This is a genomic window from Shewanella sp. 433, assembly GCF_059338565.1.
In genome coordinates this window covers 2,465,017-2,480,629 of record NZ_CM181703.1, presented here as the reverse complement: position 1 = coordinate 2,480,629, position 15,613 = coordinate 2,465,017, and the positions used below count along the sequence as shown (strand labels likewise).

Here is a 15,613-nt window from a genome sequence, read left to right as displayed (position 1 = left end):
CGGATTAGCGTATGGGGTTCGTGCTGCTAAGCAATTTTTGCGATAGTGCCTCACCTTGTTGCTGGCTGGTGTGACGCAGGCGATGCTCTGCCACTGAGGCAAATACCGCTTGTACATCTTCGGGGACGATATAGCGTCGCCCGGCAATAAAAGCCCATGCTTTGGCGGCGCTCAATAGGGCTTTACTGGCTCGCGGCGACAGCCCGTAACCTTCATGTAACTGACGTGACCCATCGACCAGAGCCAAAATATACTGCAATAACGCATCGGAGGCGCTGACCGTACTGACCTCTTGCTGCAAGGCGCTTAGGGTGACAGGATCGATGCATTGCGGCAATGGCGCACTTTGCGGTGATGAATCCTCGCTCTTAAGCATCGCAAGTTCTGCCGCCGCGCTCGGGTAGCCAATGGTAAGGCGCATCATGAAGCGATCGAGTTGTGATTCTGGTAAGGGAAAGGTGCCCGATTGCTCGCTCGGGTTTTGCGTGGCGATCACAAAAAATGGCTTGGGTAGTGGGTGAGTCATGCCATCGACTGTTACCTGATGTTCGGCCATGGCTTCGAGCAGCGCACTTTGGGTTTTAGGGCTGGCGCGATTGATTTCATCGGCGAGGATCATCTGTTTGAAAATCGGCCCGGGATGGAATACAAATTGCGACTGTTCTTTATCGAAAATCGATACGCCAATAATGTCGGCTGGCAACATGTCACTGGTAAATTGCACCCGCTGATGACTCAAGCCCAAACTTTGAGCGAGTCCCTGAGATAGGCTGGTTTTCCCCATGCCAGGTAGATCTTCTATCAATAGATGACCTTTGGCCAAAATGCAGGCTAATGCCAATTTGATCTGTTGTGGTTTACCCAGTAACACCCGTTCCAGTTGGGTTAATAATGATGCAATGGTGGGATGAGCCATATCAGTCCTTTTTAGCCTCAATGGTAACCTAATCTTGGTAACTTCATAGCAGCCACTAAAAAGCCATCTAGGTCAGTCGTCTATACATTTTATAGATACGTTTAACCATACTCACCAAAGGAGGGAATGACAACTGCTTAACTCAAGGCTATGAGACTTGTATAGGTGAAAGGCTCCGCACTGGCTGTGCCGTGATGGCTCAGTGCTGATTGAGTTTTTGGCGGGTTTCATATTTGGGTGAGTTAATATTTGAACTGCCATTCTTGCGCCGAAAACAGGTCGACAGGTTTGTCCTGTTTGACTTGGTATATCACTCGATAACTCAGCACCGCTTGAACGTATTCACGGGTTTCGCGAAACGGAATGGACTCTATAAAGGCGATAACATCCAGTTGGCCATTACTCTCTTCGAGCCAGCGCGTCACTCGGTGGGGCCCTGCGTTATACGCCGCAGTCGCCAGTACACGGTTATTATCGAAGCGCTCCAGTAGGCTAGCATAATATCGGCTTCCCAGCTGGGTGTTAAATTGGACGTCATAGAGGCTTTTTTTACCTCGGTATTTGAGGCCACTTTTATTGGCGGTTTCTTTAGCCGTTGCAGGCATGAGTTGCATCAAGCCTCGGGCTCCGACACCCGAGGTGGCATAAGGGTAAAAAGCGGATTCTCGCCGTGCGATGGCTCTTAAATCGTCAATATCAACTTTCGTTTGTTGGCTAGCGATGTCAAAAGCGCGGTTTGCAGCAAACGGAAAACGCAGCGTCATGTCGTTCCATAGTTTGCCTTGAATGGTCGCTTGTACCACTAAATCATGCCACTGGTTTTGCTGTGCCAGTAATGCGTATTGCGCCTGCAAGGGTTTATCGTGCCTGCCAAGTAGTAACACCCATTCGGCCCGAGCATCGATGGCTTTATCTAAGGCTAATAACTCCGTCACGCGCGCAAGCCCTGGGTCATTGGCTAATGTGGCGGCTAAAGTGGCATCAAAAACGGTCGCCTGGTGTTGCAACTGCACTTGAGTGTTGAGTAAATAAGCCGCGCTGAAACCATAAAAATTTCGCTCCTGACTTAAGGTCGATAAGAGTGTATTAGCCGCTTTTTCATCTTGGCTAAGTGCACGTTTAGCGGCCCAAAATTGCCAACGGGATTTGGCTTGTTTAGCGCTACTTAAACGAGGTAGGTAGTTGTCGATATTTTGCTGATCCTTAGCTCGGATCGCCCAGCGTAAACGCAGCTCTTTAAGATCGTCACGGTCAATTAACGGCAGCAGGTTATCGACAAAAGGTTGCAGATCAACATTTTGGGTAATTAGGGCGCGTCTCACCAAATAATGACTAAGTTTACGTCCTTGATGCTCACTGAAGCGACCGGCTTGCTGGTAAGTGACGTATAATTTGACGCTTTGCTGCAGATCTTGTTTGGCTAAGCGGCGTAATCCAGCATCGACGATGTCGGCATTAATCGGCGCTGACGCCATAAATTTTTGAGTGTGGCGCAGACGCTGCGGATCTTTATACACCGCCAAGAGTTGTTTCGCTTGGGTTTGATTATGGACCTTAGAGGCTAAGTAGCGCAGCAAACTATATTGACCACTATTGAAGGCGAGTAACATGCGTGACCAGACTAACGCTTGGGTGCGATAGCCGGCTTTTTCCCACGCATGAAACAGTGGGTCGCAGGCTTTAGGACGAGATTGACCATAGAGCCATAACTGCTGCGCACCCTGATAAGCCGTTTTAGATTGTTGTCGAGCCAAGTTAGCGCGATAAAAATAGCATTGCAGAGCCACATCACGTGGTGTTGTGGGTGAGACTTTCAGAAAGTCCTGCCAACGTTTATCTTGGCCTGCTGCCAGTAAATAACGGTAACGTGCCGTCGCGTACAGTGGTGTATCTTTAAACCGCTTGAGTTGCCTCAGTGCTTGATCTGCTGGTAACTCCAGTATATCGCCTAGCTTGGCATGAAAGTCTAAATAAGGGGTCAGGGGATACCCTTCTAACTCTTGCCTAAGGGCGAGATAAGCTTCTGTATTACCTTTTGACAATGCAGCCCTAGCATCGAGGTATTGTTGCTGTTGGGGCGAAAATGTAGTGCTATGAGCCACCGCGCTGAGCAGCGCGGCGGCAAGTGCAAGATAACCAGCAACATATGAATAGTGACGTAGACAGAATCGAGGTGATCCCTTCAATATGTTAATGACTTTTATCACAAATAAATCATCCATTTTGATAAAGCAAGTCGTTATGCTGATATTTTCTGCGTAACCTAAGGGCTTATACCGCCGTTATTTAATTCCGTCACGCTGCACCTTGTGGATGACCACCGTGATGTTAGATTAATTCAGCTGCATTTCTGCATGAGGCGCCCTTAAATGTTCGTCAAGTGCTTGATCAAGTAGCTGGCTATCGAGCTGTTTTGAGGTAGTTACGCCCAGTTGCTGCATTTGGTGGGCTTGCCTGATCAAGTTACCTTTGCCAGTACTGAGTTTACCCATGGCGTTGTTATAGCTCTTGTCTAGAGACTCTATACTTCGGCCAATACGTTCCATATCTTCAAGATAACCACATAATTTATCGTATATTTTGCCTGCTTGCTTAGCGATACGTTGTGCATTTTGGTTTTGATACTCATAGCGCCAAATATTATTAATGGTACGCAGGGCAACCAGTAAATTGGTCGGGCTGACTAACATAATATTATTGTCTAAAGCATAGTTGATAAGACTTGGCTCATGTTCTAATGCGAGTAAAAATGCAGGCTCCAGTGGAATAAACATTAGCACATAATCTAGGCTTGTTAATCCGTGGAGCTGTTGATAGTCCTTTTGACTGAGTCCCTTGATATGATTTCTAATCGAGTTGCAATGCTCTTTTATCGCGGCAGCTTTAGTCAGCTCATCATCGCTATTGAAGTAGCGCTCATATGCCACGAGGGACATTTTTGCATCGATCACCACATCCTTGTTTTCCGGTAGGTGCACGATCACATCTGGCTTAAATCGCTGGCCTCGTTCGTTTTTAAGATCTTGTTGAGTCTCATATTCGTGCCCTTCACGTAGGCCGCTTTCCTGTAGTACCCGTTCTAGGATCACTTCGCCCCAATTCCCTTGCTGTTTGTTATCGCCTTTTAAGGCTTTAGTCAGATTAATAGCATCTTGACTCATCTGTAGATTAAGGGCTTTTAACGATTCCAGTTGATGATTAAAAGCACTGCGCTCAGCCTGTTCAACCGTATAGGATTCTTGGACTTGCTTTCTAAATCCTTCAAGCTGCTGCTTAAACGGAGAAAGTACATTTGATAGGTGTTGCTCACTTTGGTTTTGCAAGTTTTGCGATTTAGCATCAAAAATTTTGTTAGCTAAATTCTCAAACTGTTGCGTCAACCGCGCTTCTGATTGATCTAGGTGAGCTATCTTGTCTTCGAGTGCCTTTTGTTCGGTTTCAAATTTCACCGTGAGAGTTTGCTGCATCGCATTGGCTTTGGATAATGCAAGCTGGGTTTCAAGCTGTTTTCGTTGAGCATGTTGCAACTGTCCTTCCAGTTCGTTAGCGCGCTGGGCCTGTGCTTGACTCATACCCAGTAAGCTGAGTTGATGGTCTAACTTTTGCTGTAATGCTTGGTATTGATCTTGTTTATCGTCGAGACTGGTTTGCATAAACTCGAGCTCAAGCTGACGGTGCTGCATCTCTTGGGCGTGTTCATCAATTAACTGCTGTTTTACTGACTGCCATTTATTGCGAGTTAACTTTTGATTGAGTAAGGCGCCAATCAATAGTGATAAGAATGCTACTGCTGCTAAAACAATGAGTTCGGGTAAAGTGAGTGGAATAGCTGTTGGCATAAGGGAGACCTGTCTTTATCGATGGCATAAGCCTCTCATGAGCGGCTGTGTGGTTCAAGTATGCTGCGGTTAAATGATTAACAATTAGTGGTTAAATATGTTTAATTGAAATTTTTTTGCGCGTATCTCTATCTAATGGATATCAACAAGTATATTGGTGAGGTTTCTTGTGGCGATAAATAAAACAACTAAAGGTTCAGCTAGCCCAAGCTGGAATGAAAAAGCAGCTCATGTAACACCCGAGGCGGTGTTTAACGATAGACGTAATATTATTAAAGCGCTGGGCCTTGGCGCGATAGGCGCCAGTATTCCTGGACAGGTGCAGGCGGGGATTTTTGACCTGTTCGGAGAAACAAAATCATCGACCCCTTTTGTGATTCGCCCGCTGAGTTTCAGCCCAAACGCCGCGTTTGGCCAAGGAGAGATATTAACCCCTGAGCAGAAAGTGATTTCACATAATAACTTTTATGAATTCGGTACCAGTAAAACCGATCCTATTGATAATGCTCAAGGGTTTAAAGTCGATCCTTGGGTGTTGAAAATTGAGGGGTTAGTCGATACGCCTTTGACGCTTGATCTGGATGATTTGACGCGCTTGTTACCGTTAGAGGAGCGTATTTACCGGCTTCGTTGTGTTGAAGCTTGGTCTATGGTGATCCCTTGGGTAGGATTCTCGCTTGGGGCATTGCTGAAAAAGGCTGGGGTCAAGGCTGGGGCGACCCATGTGGCGTTTGAAACCTTGTTCGATCCTGATCAAATGCCGGGACAACGCAGTCGTTTAATGGGTGGGGGCATTCATTACCCTTATGTCGAAGGGTTACGTTTAGATGAAGCGATGAATGAACTCGCCTTTATGGCGGTTGGGCTATATGGCAAAACGTTACCGGCGCAAAATGGCGCGCCCATACGTTTGGTGGTGCCGTGGAAATATGGTTTTAAAAGCATTAAGTCTGTAGTGCGTATTCGCGTGATGGATAAACAACCGCCAACCAGTTGGAATCAGCTGGCTTCCCATGAATATGGGTTCTTTGCCAATGTGAATCCTGCTGTCGATCATCCTAGGTGGTCTCAAGCCACTGAGCGGCGGATCGGAGAAGGTGGTCTCTTCTCGGCGACGCGGATCGCGACATTACCTTTTAATGGCTATGGCGAGCAGGTCGCCCATCTCTATAAAAATATGGATTTAAAACAGTACTATTAACTTTATAGTTTGTAGTGGGTAGTTTAGTTACCTTGTCGCTTAGCCCTTCGATGGCGGTTGTTGGTCATGTGACTGTGATGGCTTGGCAAGCCTGTTAAATTGACTCGCTGTTTGCCGCTATATCATCCTTGGAGTGTCGTTTGTTGAGATTAAAAGCCAGCCATTTGTTTGCAATTAAGTCTTTGTTTCATTTATTGGCTCTATCACCTATGGGGTATTTGGTGTGGGCGGTATTAGTGGGTCATGCTGGTGGCGATCCTGTGGAATATATTATTCATTTTACCGGGATGGGGGCATTAAACTCGCTGCTGGCGGTGTTATTAGTCAGCCCTATTGCTAAGCGGTTTAAGCTTGGATTATTAATTCAGACTCGTCGTTTATTAGGGCTGTATGTGTTTGCCTATGCCACGTTACACATCAGCGCATTTATCAGTTTAGATTTACTGTTTGAGTGGACATTACTCGCCAGTGAAGTAGTTAAGCGACCTTATATTTTGGTGGGTGCAAGCGGATATATATTACTGTTGTTATTGGCCATTACCTCGGTTAATCGTTTGAAACGAAAAATGGGCCGCCGCTGGCAAACCTTGCATAATGGGATTTATTTGATTGCGATATTAGCGCCGATTCATTTTTATTGGTCGGTGAAGTCTGAAGTGATCGAGCCGAGTATCTATCTCATTCTGTTTGGTGTTTTACTCTTAGTCAGAATAAATTGGCAACGCTTGATAAAACGCCTTCGGACCTAGGGTTGTTAACCTTGTTAACGGCTAAAGCAATTTAATCTGATTATTCAAGCTGAAGGTTAGACCGTTTTTCACTGATTAATCGGCTAAAACAAAAGCTATTCCCCGCGACTTTTTTGGCTGCATACATATTTTCATCGGCGATTTTGATTAAGGTTAAACGAGCGACATCATCACTTGGATATACGGCAATGCCGATACTTATGGTTAAATTGATGTCCACTTCGTGATCTATGATAGTAGGTGATAGATGGTCAATAATTTTTTCGGTGACCATCTTTATCTCGTCAATCCCATTGATGGGTTCAAGCCATACGACAAACTCATCACCGCCTAATCGGCCACAAATATCTGAACTTCTTAAGGTATGCTGTAAACGGTTAGCGATAGTGATTAATACTCGATCGCCTACATCATGACCCAGGGTATCGTTCACTTGCTTAAATTTATCTAAGTCGATAAACAGCATCGCCGCCAAAGAGTGGGTACGTTGACATCTTGCTAAGGCGGTGTCTATTTGGCGTTCAAATGCACTGCGTGAGTAGAGTCCCGTTAAGTCATCATGTTCGGCAACATACTTTAATCGCTGTGTTTGTAATGTGAGTTGCTTGGTTTGCTCATCAACTTCTTGTTGTAGTGCATCTTTTTTGACGGTGGTTTCCAAGAGCCGTTTGCTCATGGTGTTAAATTGTTGAGTGACCGTTGCTAACTCATTTTTACTGTTAACTTTAATTTCGTTTCCTAGGTCTCCTTGCGTCAAGCGAACAATGCCGGCCGTTAAACGCAGTATGCTTTGATTAAAACTATTAAGCGTTGAGATGGTTAATAACACTAATACCACTGAGCCTATCAGTAATACAATCACTGCGATAAGAAGAATCAAGGCTTGCTGCTGAGATGATTGGTCGAGTAATTGACGTTGCAGCTTGGTCAACTCTTCACTCATGGTCTGGATAGTGATATTAAAGCGGGCTGTGAGCATGCCATTGGTTGAGGTTATTCCTTGATCAGGCTGCGAGATAATGTCGTTGCTGGCAATGGACAGCAGTGCGGTTAAATTGTCGACCATTCTGCGTAGATTTATCATGTAGATTTGGGTCTCGGCTTGCATTAATTCATCTAGGGCCAGTTTTTTGTTGATATTGGATAATGCCGATTCGGTTTGTACTAAGGCATCATTATCTTGAAACTCTTGTAATACCCACAAGCGACTGCGTAATACATCAACCGATTCGTCGAGTTCAATGATGTAAGTCAGCTGCTCTAGGCTCTGTTGTTGCAATAATTTTAAGCCAGCAAATACAATAATAATAAGGGTGGTTAAGCATAAACTTAAGATTAACATTGACTTCAATCTTGTTGTTATCATCATTTTACGACAAGTTTCCTAGTGAGTGATGGCTGTAATCAGTGCAGAATCGTCAAGATATAATCTAAAGTCAGGCAAGGGTTGTTTAGTCACTGCACCACTGGCAACCGCCCAACGTGCTTGTGTTTGCAACATGGAGAGTAATGAATTGTTTAACGATAATCGAAAGATATTGTCGTTCCATGACCATTCAACTGCGGCCATGGGCATATTGAGGTAATCACTGACGATTTTTTTGGCAAGTACAGGTGAATGGGCAATATACTCTTGCGCTTCATTGAGCGCTTGTAGAATCTTTACATGTTGTGTGTAGTGCAGTGAACTGTTGACCTCATTACTGATTAAATTAAACGACAAGTTATAGGTGCCTTTACTTGGATATTGATATATCTCATCGCCAGCTTGCTCTACTAGTCGGTAACCATAAGGTTCCCACACGGCAATAGCATCGACCTCTTTGGCTACCAGTGCAGGGCCTAATGCTTGTGGTGACAGATACACTTTTTCAAAATTTATATCCTCTTGCCCTGTCACTATCAATAATGAATCGGTAAAAAACTCACTGGCACTGGCTTTCACAACACCGATTTTGCGGTGAGTAAGTTGATTGATATTTGGCTGATGTCGGTCACGCAAAGTCAGTAACTTAAGATCATTATCGGATTCGGCAAAACTGGCTAATAATCGAAAGTCTTGGCGAGTAAAACTATTAAACATGACCACAGATTCAGAGCTGGTGGCTAAATCAACGTCGCCGCGTATCATGGCGTTAAAACACAGGTGGCCGCCGGGTAAGGGAACTAGTTGCACTTGAACATTATGACGCTTAAAAAAACCTTGCTGCTTGGCAATAATCAAAGGGGCACTTAAAGGTGTGATTGATATGGCGATACGGATGGGTTGTGTCGATTGAGATGATGAAAACCGTTCGGGCAACAAAAACGATAGGGTAAGTCCTACCATTAACGCTAAGATTATAATGATCCCTATGGATTTCATATCGCGATTTTATCCTTCATTATAATGATTATGATTTAGCAATTCATCGACTTGTGTTTGACTGGGCGTTAGCCAAGCCATTGTACAAGGTGTGCAGCAATACCAACTTGAGTGTAGTAAGCATTTAACTAAATTGGAAAATTATTGGCTTAAGCGCTTCAGCTTGTTGTGAGCCTGATTGACTTAAATCGATAAGTATATTTGTGGGGGGCTGGAAAGTGGAAGCTGCTACTGAAAAACTTACTTAGACACGCGTAATCTAGTAAACAGTGGCGGTGCACATAAAAAGGCTAACGAGTTCAAGTTGATCTCATCGCTGACGGAGGATGGGCGGTCTAGCTTAGAAGTCGTCTATTAATTGTGTCATAATAAATGCTATCCTAATATTCGATAATCGTTCCATAATTAAGCGTCTGATCATGAATAGCAATATTAAGTGAATTAGATTTCTCTTATAAACCTCTGTTTTAAAAGTTTTTTGTGTCTACAGCAGTGGCGTGTCTATAATCTGCTAATGAAAGACTATGTTAGCCTTCATGTTGACGCATTATCTCAATCACTTCATCAAATGAGAGGTTATATTGACGTGATAAATTAATAATCTTGGTTTTATAGGTTTGAATGTTCTCTTTCTGCGCTTGTTTATATTGCTCTTCGTCAACTAGCTTGTTGACCACAGTTTGTAATGTGGTTAATCGACGTAAATTATAATTAAGTGATTTGAGGTACGTTTCCATTTGGCTCGCATTGCGAGCATTCTCTAATCCACTGGTTTGTTTCTTTTCATAGCCGTATTCATCGAGCGCGGAGATGGCATCTTGTAGGTCAAAATTATCAGTCATATTATCTCAAATAGGTTGATGTGGAATGAATATAGTCAATACGGCTCTTAGCACCACGTTAACGACTTAAATATGTGGTGCAGATTGAACCTGATGAAGATTTTGTCTAATTATAGATGGATAATAGATATTCTAAAACTACTTAATTGCAAATTTATCTCATGTTCATTTTAAATTTGCCTTGCTATAGTAATCTATTCTTTTTGTTGATGCATGGAGGCGCGTATGCTTGACCTATTACCTGATCTTTTTGATCTTTACGAGTCCGACTTATCTTTACTTTCACCTCATTATCGCCAATTTGGTCAGAAGTCGATATTTTGGGGAGAGGTGGTTACCGTTAAGTGTTTTGAAGATAACTCAAAAGTGAAACAGATATTAGCCCAGCCCGGTGAGGGAAAAATATTGGTTGTTGATGGTGGCGCATCGACAAGACGCGCGTTACTAGGCGATATGATAGCCCAGAGTGCAGTGGATAATGGCTGGAGTGGTATTGTTATTAATGGTTATGTTCGTGATGTCGCTGCACTCAAACTGATGCCAATAGGGATCCAAGCATTAGGGGCTAACCCGATAAAAACCGATAAGCGTGACCTTGGAGATGTTAATGTTCCGTTAGAGATAGACCGCGTTATAATTAAACCAGGCATGATGCTTTACGCCGATGATAATGGGATTGCCGTGTCGTCAAGAACACTGCAATTGCCACTATAATCTTAAGCGTATTGCTATCGATTTATTCACCAGATGGAACCTGTTATGAAATTTATTAAATGGTTGCTGCTTGCTGTCGTTTCATTGTTTGTTTTACTCGCCCTATATTTAATCGTCATATTCGACCCTAATGACTTTAAACCCCAAATTGTAGATGCCGTCAAAAAACAAACTGGACGAGATTTATCCATTAACCAAGATCTAAGTTGGACATTTTTTCCGGCTATCGGCATTTCACTTGGCGATATTACCTTGTCAAATCCACAAGGGTTTAACAACCCAACCATGGTCAATATTGATGGTATTGTGGCCGAGGTCGCGCTATTACCCTTGTTAAGTAAAGAGGTGAATATTGCACAACTTAACTTAGATGGACTAACGGTTAACCTTGACACCTACAAAGATGGTCGCAGTAGTTTTGATGGTTTAACCTCTCCTGAAAAGGCGCAAACAACCCAAGTCGATACTGAGCAAGTACCAGCCAATGTGCAATTAAGCAGTCTTAATATTGGTGGTATCGCAATTACTAATGCTCAGATAAATCTGTTTGACGAGGCAAGCGGTAAGGTTCAAGTATTGGCTTTGGAAGAGCTTAATTTAGGGGTATTCTCTTTAGGGCAGTTAGCTGATTTGTCGTATAAGTTTGCAGCGAGTATGCCTGAGATGGAACTGCTTAGCGAAGGTAAGGGTAAGTTGAAAGTGTCTGAGGATCTAAAGCAAATTAGCTTAAGTGATTTTGCGATCAACAATAGCATCAAAGGTGCAGGGATCCCTAACCAAGCTATGTCAATCAATTTAATGACGCAAGTGGCGGTGAATACGCAGGACAAACGCGCAACGCTGACATTAGAGCACATGGCGATAGACTCAATTACTGCTACGGGTAAATTTGATATCAATTATGGTGCGCCAGTGCCTAATGTGATTGCGGCACTGGCTTTTGGTGATGTTAATTTAGATCACTTATTGCCCAAGAATGAAGCAGGTAAGGCGACTGAGCAGTCTCAACCTTCAGCTAAGCAACAAGAGCCAGATCTGACTGGGCTAAAGGCGGTTAATCTTGCCTTGGAATTAAGTATTAAATCGATTGTAGCGAATAATTTGACCACGAATAATTGGTTAATGAAGCTGGCGATAAAAGATGGCATATTAGATGTTAATCAGCTGTCGGCAGACCTTTATCAGGGCTCTTTGACCACTTCGGCCCGTCTCGATGGACGTCAAGCGGTGGCCAGCTATCGTTTTGATACTAAGGTGACTGGCGTGCAAGTGCGGCCATTGTTAACCGACGCAGCAGAGGTTGATCTGTTAGCTGGTACCACTAATTTAAGTGTATCGGGTAGCGGTAACAGTTTAATTAGTGACAATATTAAACGAAACCTTCTAGCAAAGGGTCAATTTAGTGTGACCGATGGAGCCCTTTACGGTGTCAATATCCCGCAGATGTTACGTGATGCCAAAGCAAAATTAAGTGGCGATCTTAATGCCACATCCACCGGCGAGAAAAAAACCGACTTTACGAGCTTAACGGGAAGTTTCTCAGTGGCAAAAGGGGTGGTTAATAATCCCGATCTGGCGATGGCATCACCACTTATTCGCCTCAGTGGTCAAGGCAATGCCAACATTATTACTCAAGGGCTAGATTATAAGTTAACGACTTCTGTGGTGGGCTCACTAGAAGGGCAAGGTGGCAATGAGCGAGATGCACTGTATGGTGTTGAAATTCCTTTTGCGATAACCGGAACCATGACTGAGCCCGAGTTCAAGCTCGATACGGCTGCCTTGTTTGATGCCAAATTAAAGCAAGAAACCGATAAAGCGAAAGATAAGCTCAAAGATGAATTATTGAAAAAGTTCGGAGGTTTTTAGTGAAATCAATCTTGTTATTGCCCTTGTTACTTGTGTCGGTCGGCTGCTCTCAATCGCCTGAAAGTAGCACCTCTGAGCCTATCACTAAAATGACTCAAACATCGGATGCGCCTATAGAGAGGCAAGCGAACACTCTTGCTATGGTAAAAGGCCAAACGGGTGACGCAGCCCCAAGTCATGGGCAACCAACGGAGCCTGAAATGACCCAGCAAAGCTTATTTAAAGGTGAGCTAACTTCTTTAGCCACTGATAAAGGTTTAAAGGTGTTGTTAACCGTGAGCAACCCTCATCAGTACGGCGTGCCAATTCAATATCGTTCAGGAATGACAGCGGATCTGTGGGTTATCAATGCCAAGGGCAAACGCTTATGGGCATGGTCGAATGAGATGATGTTTACTCAGGCGTTAAGAGATGTAATTATTGCACCAAATCAGCAGGTTAAGGCAAGTTTCATCATCCCGGCGGCGGACTTAGCAACATTCCCTGAAGATGCCAAGTTGGTCGCTCGCTATGCCGGAGTGGCGACGGAGTCGAGTCAAGTTGTATTGGCAGATATTATTGCGCCTTTGCCACGTTGAGACAGCGATGTGTAAATTAGAGGTTGTTATCGCTTCGGTGAGTAAAGGTTAGTGATACGCGAATAACGAACTAACTGATTGATAATAAAAAGCGATGCCTAAGGCATCGCTTTTTTGTATAGATGGTTTTTATGTTTAGACTCTGGAGCGGGTGACATCAACATGCACGGTTAATTTTTGCCCTGGCTGCAAATATTTTTTCTCAGATAGGTTATTCCACTGCACTAGTTGGTTGACCTGTACCTTAAACTTTGCGGCGATTTTAGCCAGAGAGTCACCCCTGCGTACGGTGTAATTAACGGTACGAGTAATGCTGCTCTTGTTATTTTTTTGCCAAATGACTAAGGTTTTACCCAATTTCAAGGGATCTTTTGGTGCCATTGCATTCCATTTAGCAAGGCTCGATACATTAACCTTATGGTCTTTGGCTATTTTCCAAAAAGAGTCGCCGGGTTTGACGGTGTAATTAAGTTTGACCCCTTTACCGCTGCGAGATTGCTGTTGTTGCAGGCGTTGATCTGCCGATAATAGATATTGCGAAGGATCTTTCGCCGCAACCGGGATCAGCAAGTGCTTGCCAGCGATAATCGTATTGCTTTGCATGTCATTAACGGCGCGCAGTGCTGCTGAAGTCGTATTAAAGCGCTCAGCGATGGTACCTAGGCTGTCGCCTGATTTGATCTTATAACGTTTCCACGTTAGGCGATCAGCGGCAGCGCTTTGGCCAAGCACCATTTCAAATGCTTCAGCTTTATCAATGGGTAACACTAATTTGTGTGGACCTTGCGGCGCGGTGGCCCATTGATTGAAACCCGGGTTAAGCGAGTGCAGTTGATTAAGGGTCATATCGGCCATTTTAGCCGCGAGTGCCAAGTCGATTTGACTGCCTATATCGACCACTTTAAGTTGTGGTTGATTCGGGATCGGATGCAGTTCAATACCGTACGCTTCTGCATTGTTAATGACATCGGCAAGGGCAATTAGCTGTGGTACATAACGCTCGGTTTCACGTGGTAAATCCAGAGACCAGAAGTCACTCGATACCCCTTTACGTTGGTTGCGCTTGATGGCATTGAGTACTCGGCCTTCACCCGTGTTATAGGCCGCAATGGCGTATAACCAATTTTGATGGGTCTTTTGGTACAGGTATTCCATCATATCGAGTGCCGCAGTGGTGGCAGCTGGCACATCACGACGACCGTCATACCACCAGTTCATCTCTAAGCCAAAGTACTTCGCCATTGGCGAGGTGAATTGCCATAGGCCAGATGCAGCCCCATGGGAGTAGGCAAAGGGGTCAAACGCGCTTTCAACTATCGGTAATAAGGCCAGCTCTATAGGTAAATTACGCTTTTCAATTTCCTCAACAATCAAGTACATAAAGGGTTCAGCACGCTCAGAGACGCGAGCTAGGTGTTGTGGATGCTTGATATACCAATCACGATATTGCTTAACCAGTTTTTGGTCGGGCACAGGCATGCTGAGCCCTAAGCGGATGCGTTGCCATACATCGGTTATCACCACCGGCTCAGGTTGCTGCTCAGTGGGTTTGACCTCTGGGGTGACAGGCGTTTCGACCTGTGATGGTAGCGGTGTTACGGGTTGTACGGTTAAGTGCTGACAACCAGCAAGCAGGGAAAACCCTGCCGCCATCAGGACAAGTGGTAAGCGCATTAAACATTATTCCTTACAGATATGTCCCAGTATCGTACCTCGGATGAGAAAGGGGACTAAATTAGCGCGCTATTGTAAATGATTTCCTAGAAATTGTCTTTCCATTGCCTAAGAAGCGTGAAACTGGTGGTTTTATCAGGGATAGGTTGTTGAAATTGTGCGGTTAGAGATTGTTGTATCTTAGGAGCATCAGCCCGTAAAAAGGGATTAATTGCGTTCTCATGGCCGATAGTGGTGGGCAGTGTCGGGCGATTAACTGCTCGATATTGCTGCGCCTGCTCCATGTAGGTCTTTAGTGCACTATTACTAGGGTCGACCGCCAAAGCAAAGCGTAAGTTGGCCAATGTATACTCATGGGCCGGATAAACTAACGTGTCATCGTCGAGCTCACTGAGTAAGGTCAACGAACTCAGCATCTGCTCAGGTGTGCCTTCAAATAACCTGCCACAACCACCACTAAACAGGGTGTCGCCGCAGAACAGGTGCGAGCCTATATGGTAGGCAATATGCCCTAAAGTGTGGCCCGGTAGGTGAAAAATCGCCACTGGGGTATCGATGCCCTCTAAGGTGATAGCACTAGTGGCTTGAGTGAGCTTGTCTGTAATACCCTCGATGTTTTCGCTTGCGGGGCCATAAACCTTCAGCATCTGGTTAAAGTGTTGCTGCAACTGAGTAATACCACCAGTGTGATCATGGTGATGATGCGTGATTAAAATACCCGTTAACTCAAGTTGGTTCTCGGCTAAGTAAGTGATAACAGGCTGCGCATCACCTGGGTCTACCACATAGCAATTGCGTGAGTCTGGAGATTTGATTAACCAAATATAGTTGTCGTTAAAGGCTAAAATGGGAATAACAGAAATCAT

General features: G+C 44.5%; 13 protein-coding genes. 5 read left to right on the top strand and 8 right to left on the bottom strand.

The genetic code is table 11. The features are described 5' to 3' along the window. Positions 1-4: 4 nt before the first annotated feature. From AC5YB1_RS10950 to rmuC, 3 genes are all read right to left on the bottom strand, one after another. Positions 5-916, bottom strand: a complete 912-nt coding sequence (locus tag AC5YB1_RS10950; RefSeq protein ID WP_494519192.1) for an AAA family ATPase — start codon at positions 914-916, stop codon at positions 5-7. Between the two features lie 242 nt (positions 917-1,158). Beyond that, on the bottom strand, positions 1,159-3,120 hold the full coding sequence (locus AC5YB1_RS10945) for a transglycosylase SLT domain-containing protein (protein WP_494521623.1): 1,962 nt from the start codon (positions 3,118-3,120) through the stop codon (positions 1,159-1,161). A 129-nt stretch (positions 3,121-3,249) separates the two neighbouring features. Further along, positions 3,250-4,755: a DNA recombination protein RmuC gene (gene rmuC / locus AC5YB1_RS10940; RefSeq protein ID WP_494519191.1), complete on the bottom strand. Its 1,506-nt coding sequence runs from the start codon at positions 4,753-4,755 to the stop codon at positions 3,250-3,252. Between the two features lie 169 nt (positions 4,756-4,924). Here rmuC and msrP point away from each other — a divergent pair, with 169 nt between their 5' ends. Then, on the top strand, positions 4,925-5,956 hold the full coding sequence (gene msrP / locus AC5YB1_RS10935; protein ID WP_494519190.1) for a protein-methionine-sulfoxide reductase catalytic subunit MsrP: 1,032 nt from the start codon (positions 4,925-4,927) through the stop codon (positions 5,954-5,956). A 140-nt stretch (positions 5,957-6,096) separates the two neighbouring features. After that, positions 6,097-6,705 (top strand): protein-methionine-sulfoxide reductase heme-binding subunit MsrQ, encoded by a 609-nt coding sequence (gene msrQ, locus AC5YB1_RS10930; RefSeq protein ID WP_494519189.1) that lies wholly within the window; start codon positions 6,097-6,099, stop codon positions 6,703-6,705. Between the two features lie 40 nt (positions 6,706-6,745). Here the strand turns inward: msrQ and AC5YB1_RS10925 are convergent, their stop codons facing one another. The 3 genes from AC5YB1_RS10925 to AC5YB1_RS10915 form a co-directional block, all read right to left on the bottom strand. Continuing rightward, on the bottom strand, positions 6,746-8,047 hold the full coding sequence (locus tag AC5YB1_RS10925; protein ID WP_494519188.1) for a diguanylate cyclase domain-containing protein: 1,302 nt from the start codon (positions 8,045-8,047) through the stop codon (positions 6,746-6,748). A gap of 42 nt (positions 8,048-8,089) precedes the next feature. After that, positions 8,090-9,070 (bottom strand): ABC transporter substrate-binding protein, encoded by a 981-nt coding sequence (locus tag AC5YB1_RS10920; RefSeq protein ID WP_494519187.1) that lies wholly within the window; start codon positions 9,068-9,070, stop codon positions 8,090-8,092. Between the two features lie 527 nt (positions 9,071-9,597). After that, complete coding sequence (locus AC5YB1_RS10915; RefSeq protein WP_494519186.1) at positions 9,598-9,912, bottom strand: hypothetical protein; 315 nt, start codon at positions 9,910-9,912, stop codon at positions 9,598-9,600. A 225-nt stretch (positions 9,913-10,137) separates the two neighbouring features. Here AC5YB1_RS10915 and AC5YB1_RS10910 point away from each other — a divergent pair, with 225 nt between their 5' ends. The 3 genes from AC5YB1_RS10910 to AC5YB1_RS10900 are packed head-to-tail and all read left to right on the top strand — an operon-like array spanning position 10,138 to position 13,073. Further along, the gene (locus AC5YB1_RS10910; protein WP_494519185.1) at positions 10,138-10,626 is read left to right on the top strand and encodes a putative 4-hydroxy-4-methyl-2-oxoglutarate aldolase; all 489 of its coding nucleotides are present in this window, start codon (positions 10,138-10,140) and stop codon (positions 10,624-10,626) included. Between the two features lie 45 nt (positions 10,627-10,671). Beyond that, complete coding sequence (locus AC5YB1_RS10905; protein ID WP_494519184.1) at positions 10,672-12,495, top strand: AsmA family protein; 1,824 nt, start codon at positions 10,672-10,674, stop codon at positions 12,493-12,495. Then, positions 12,495-13,073, top strand: a complete 579-nt coding sequence (locus AC5YB1_RS10900; protein WP_494519183.1) for a BsuPI-related putative proteinase inhibitor — start codon at positions 12,495-12,497, stop codon at positions 13,071-13,073. The genes AC5YB1_RS10905 and AC5YB1_RS10900 overlap by 1 nt, the downstream gene beginning before the upstream one ends. Before the next feature lie 135 nt (positions 13,074-13,208). Here AC5YB1_RS10900 and AC5YB1_RS10895 read toward each other — a convergent pair whose 3' ends face one another. Further along, positions 13,209-14,747: a lytic transglycosylase gene (locus AC5YB1_RS10895; protein WP_494519182.1), complete on the bottom strand. Its 1,539-nt coding sequence runs from the start codon at positions 14,745-14,747 to the stop codon at positions 13,209-13,211. 86 nt (positions 14,748-14,833) lie between these two features. Then, complete coding sequence (gene gloB, locus AC5YB1_RS10890) at positions 14,834-15,613, bottom strand: hydroxyacylglutathione hydrolase (RefSeq protein WP_494519181.1); 780 nt, start codon at positions 15,611-15,613, stop codon at positions 14,834-14,836.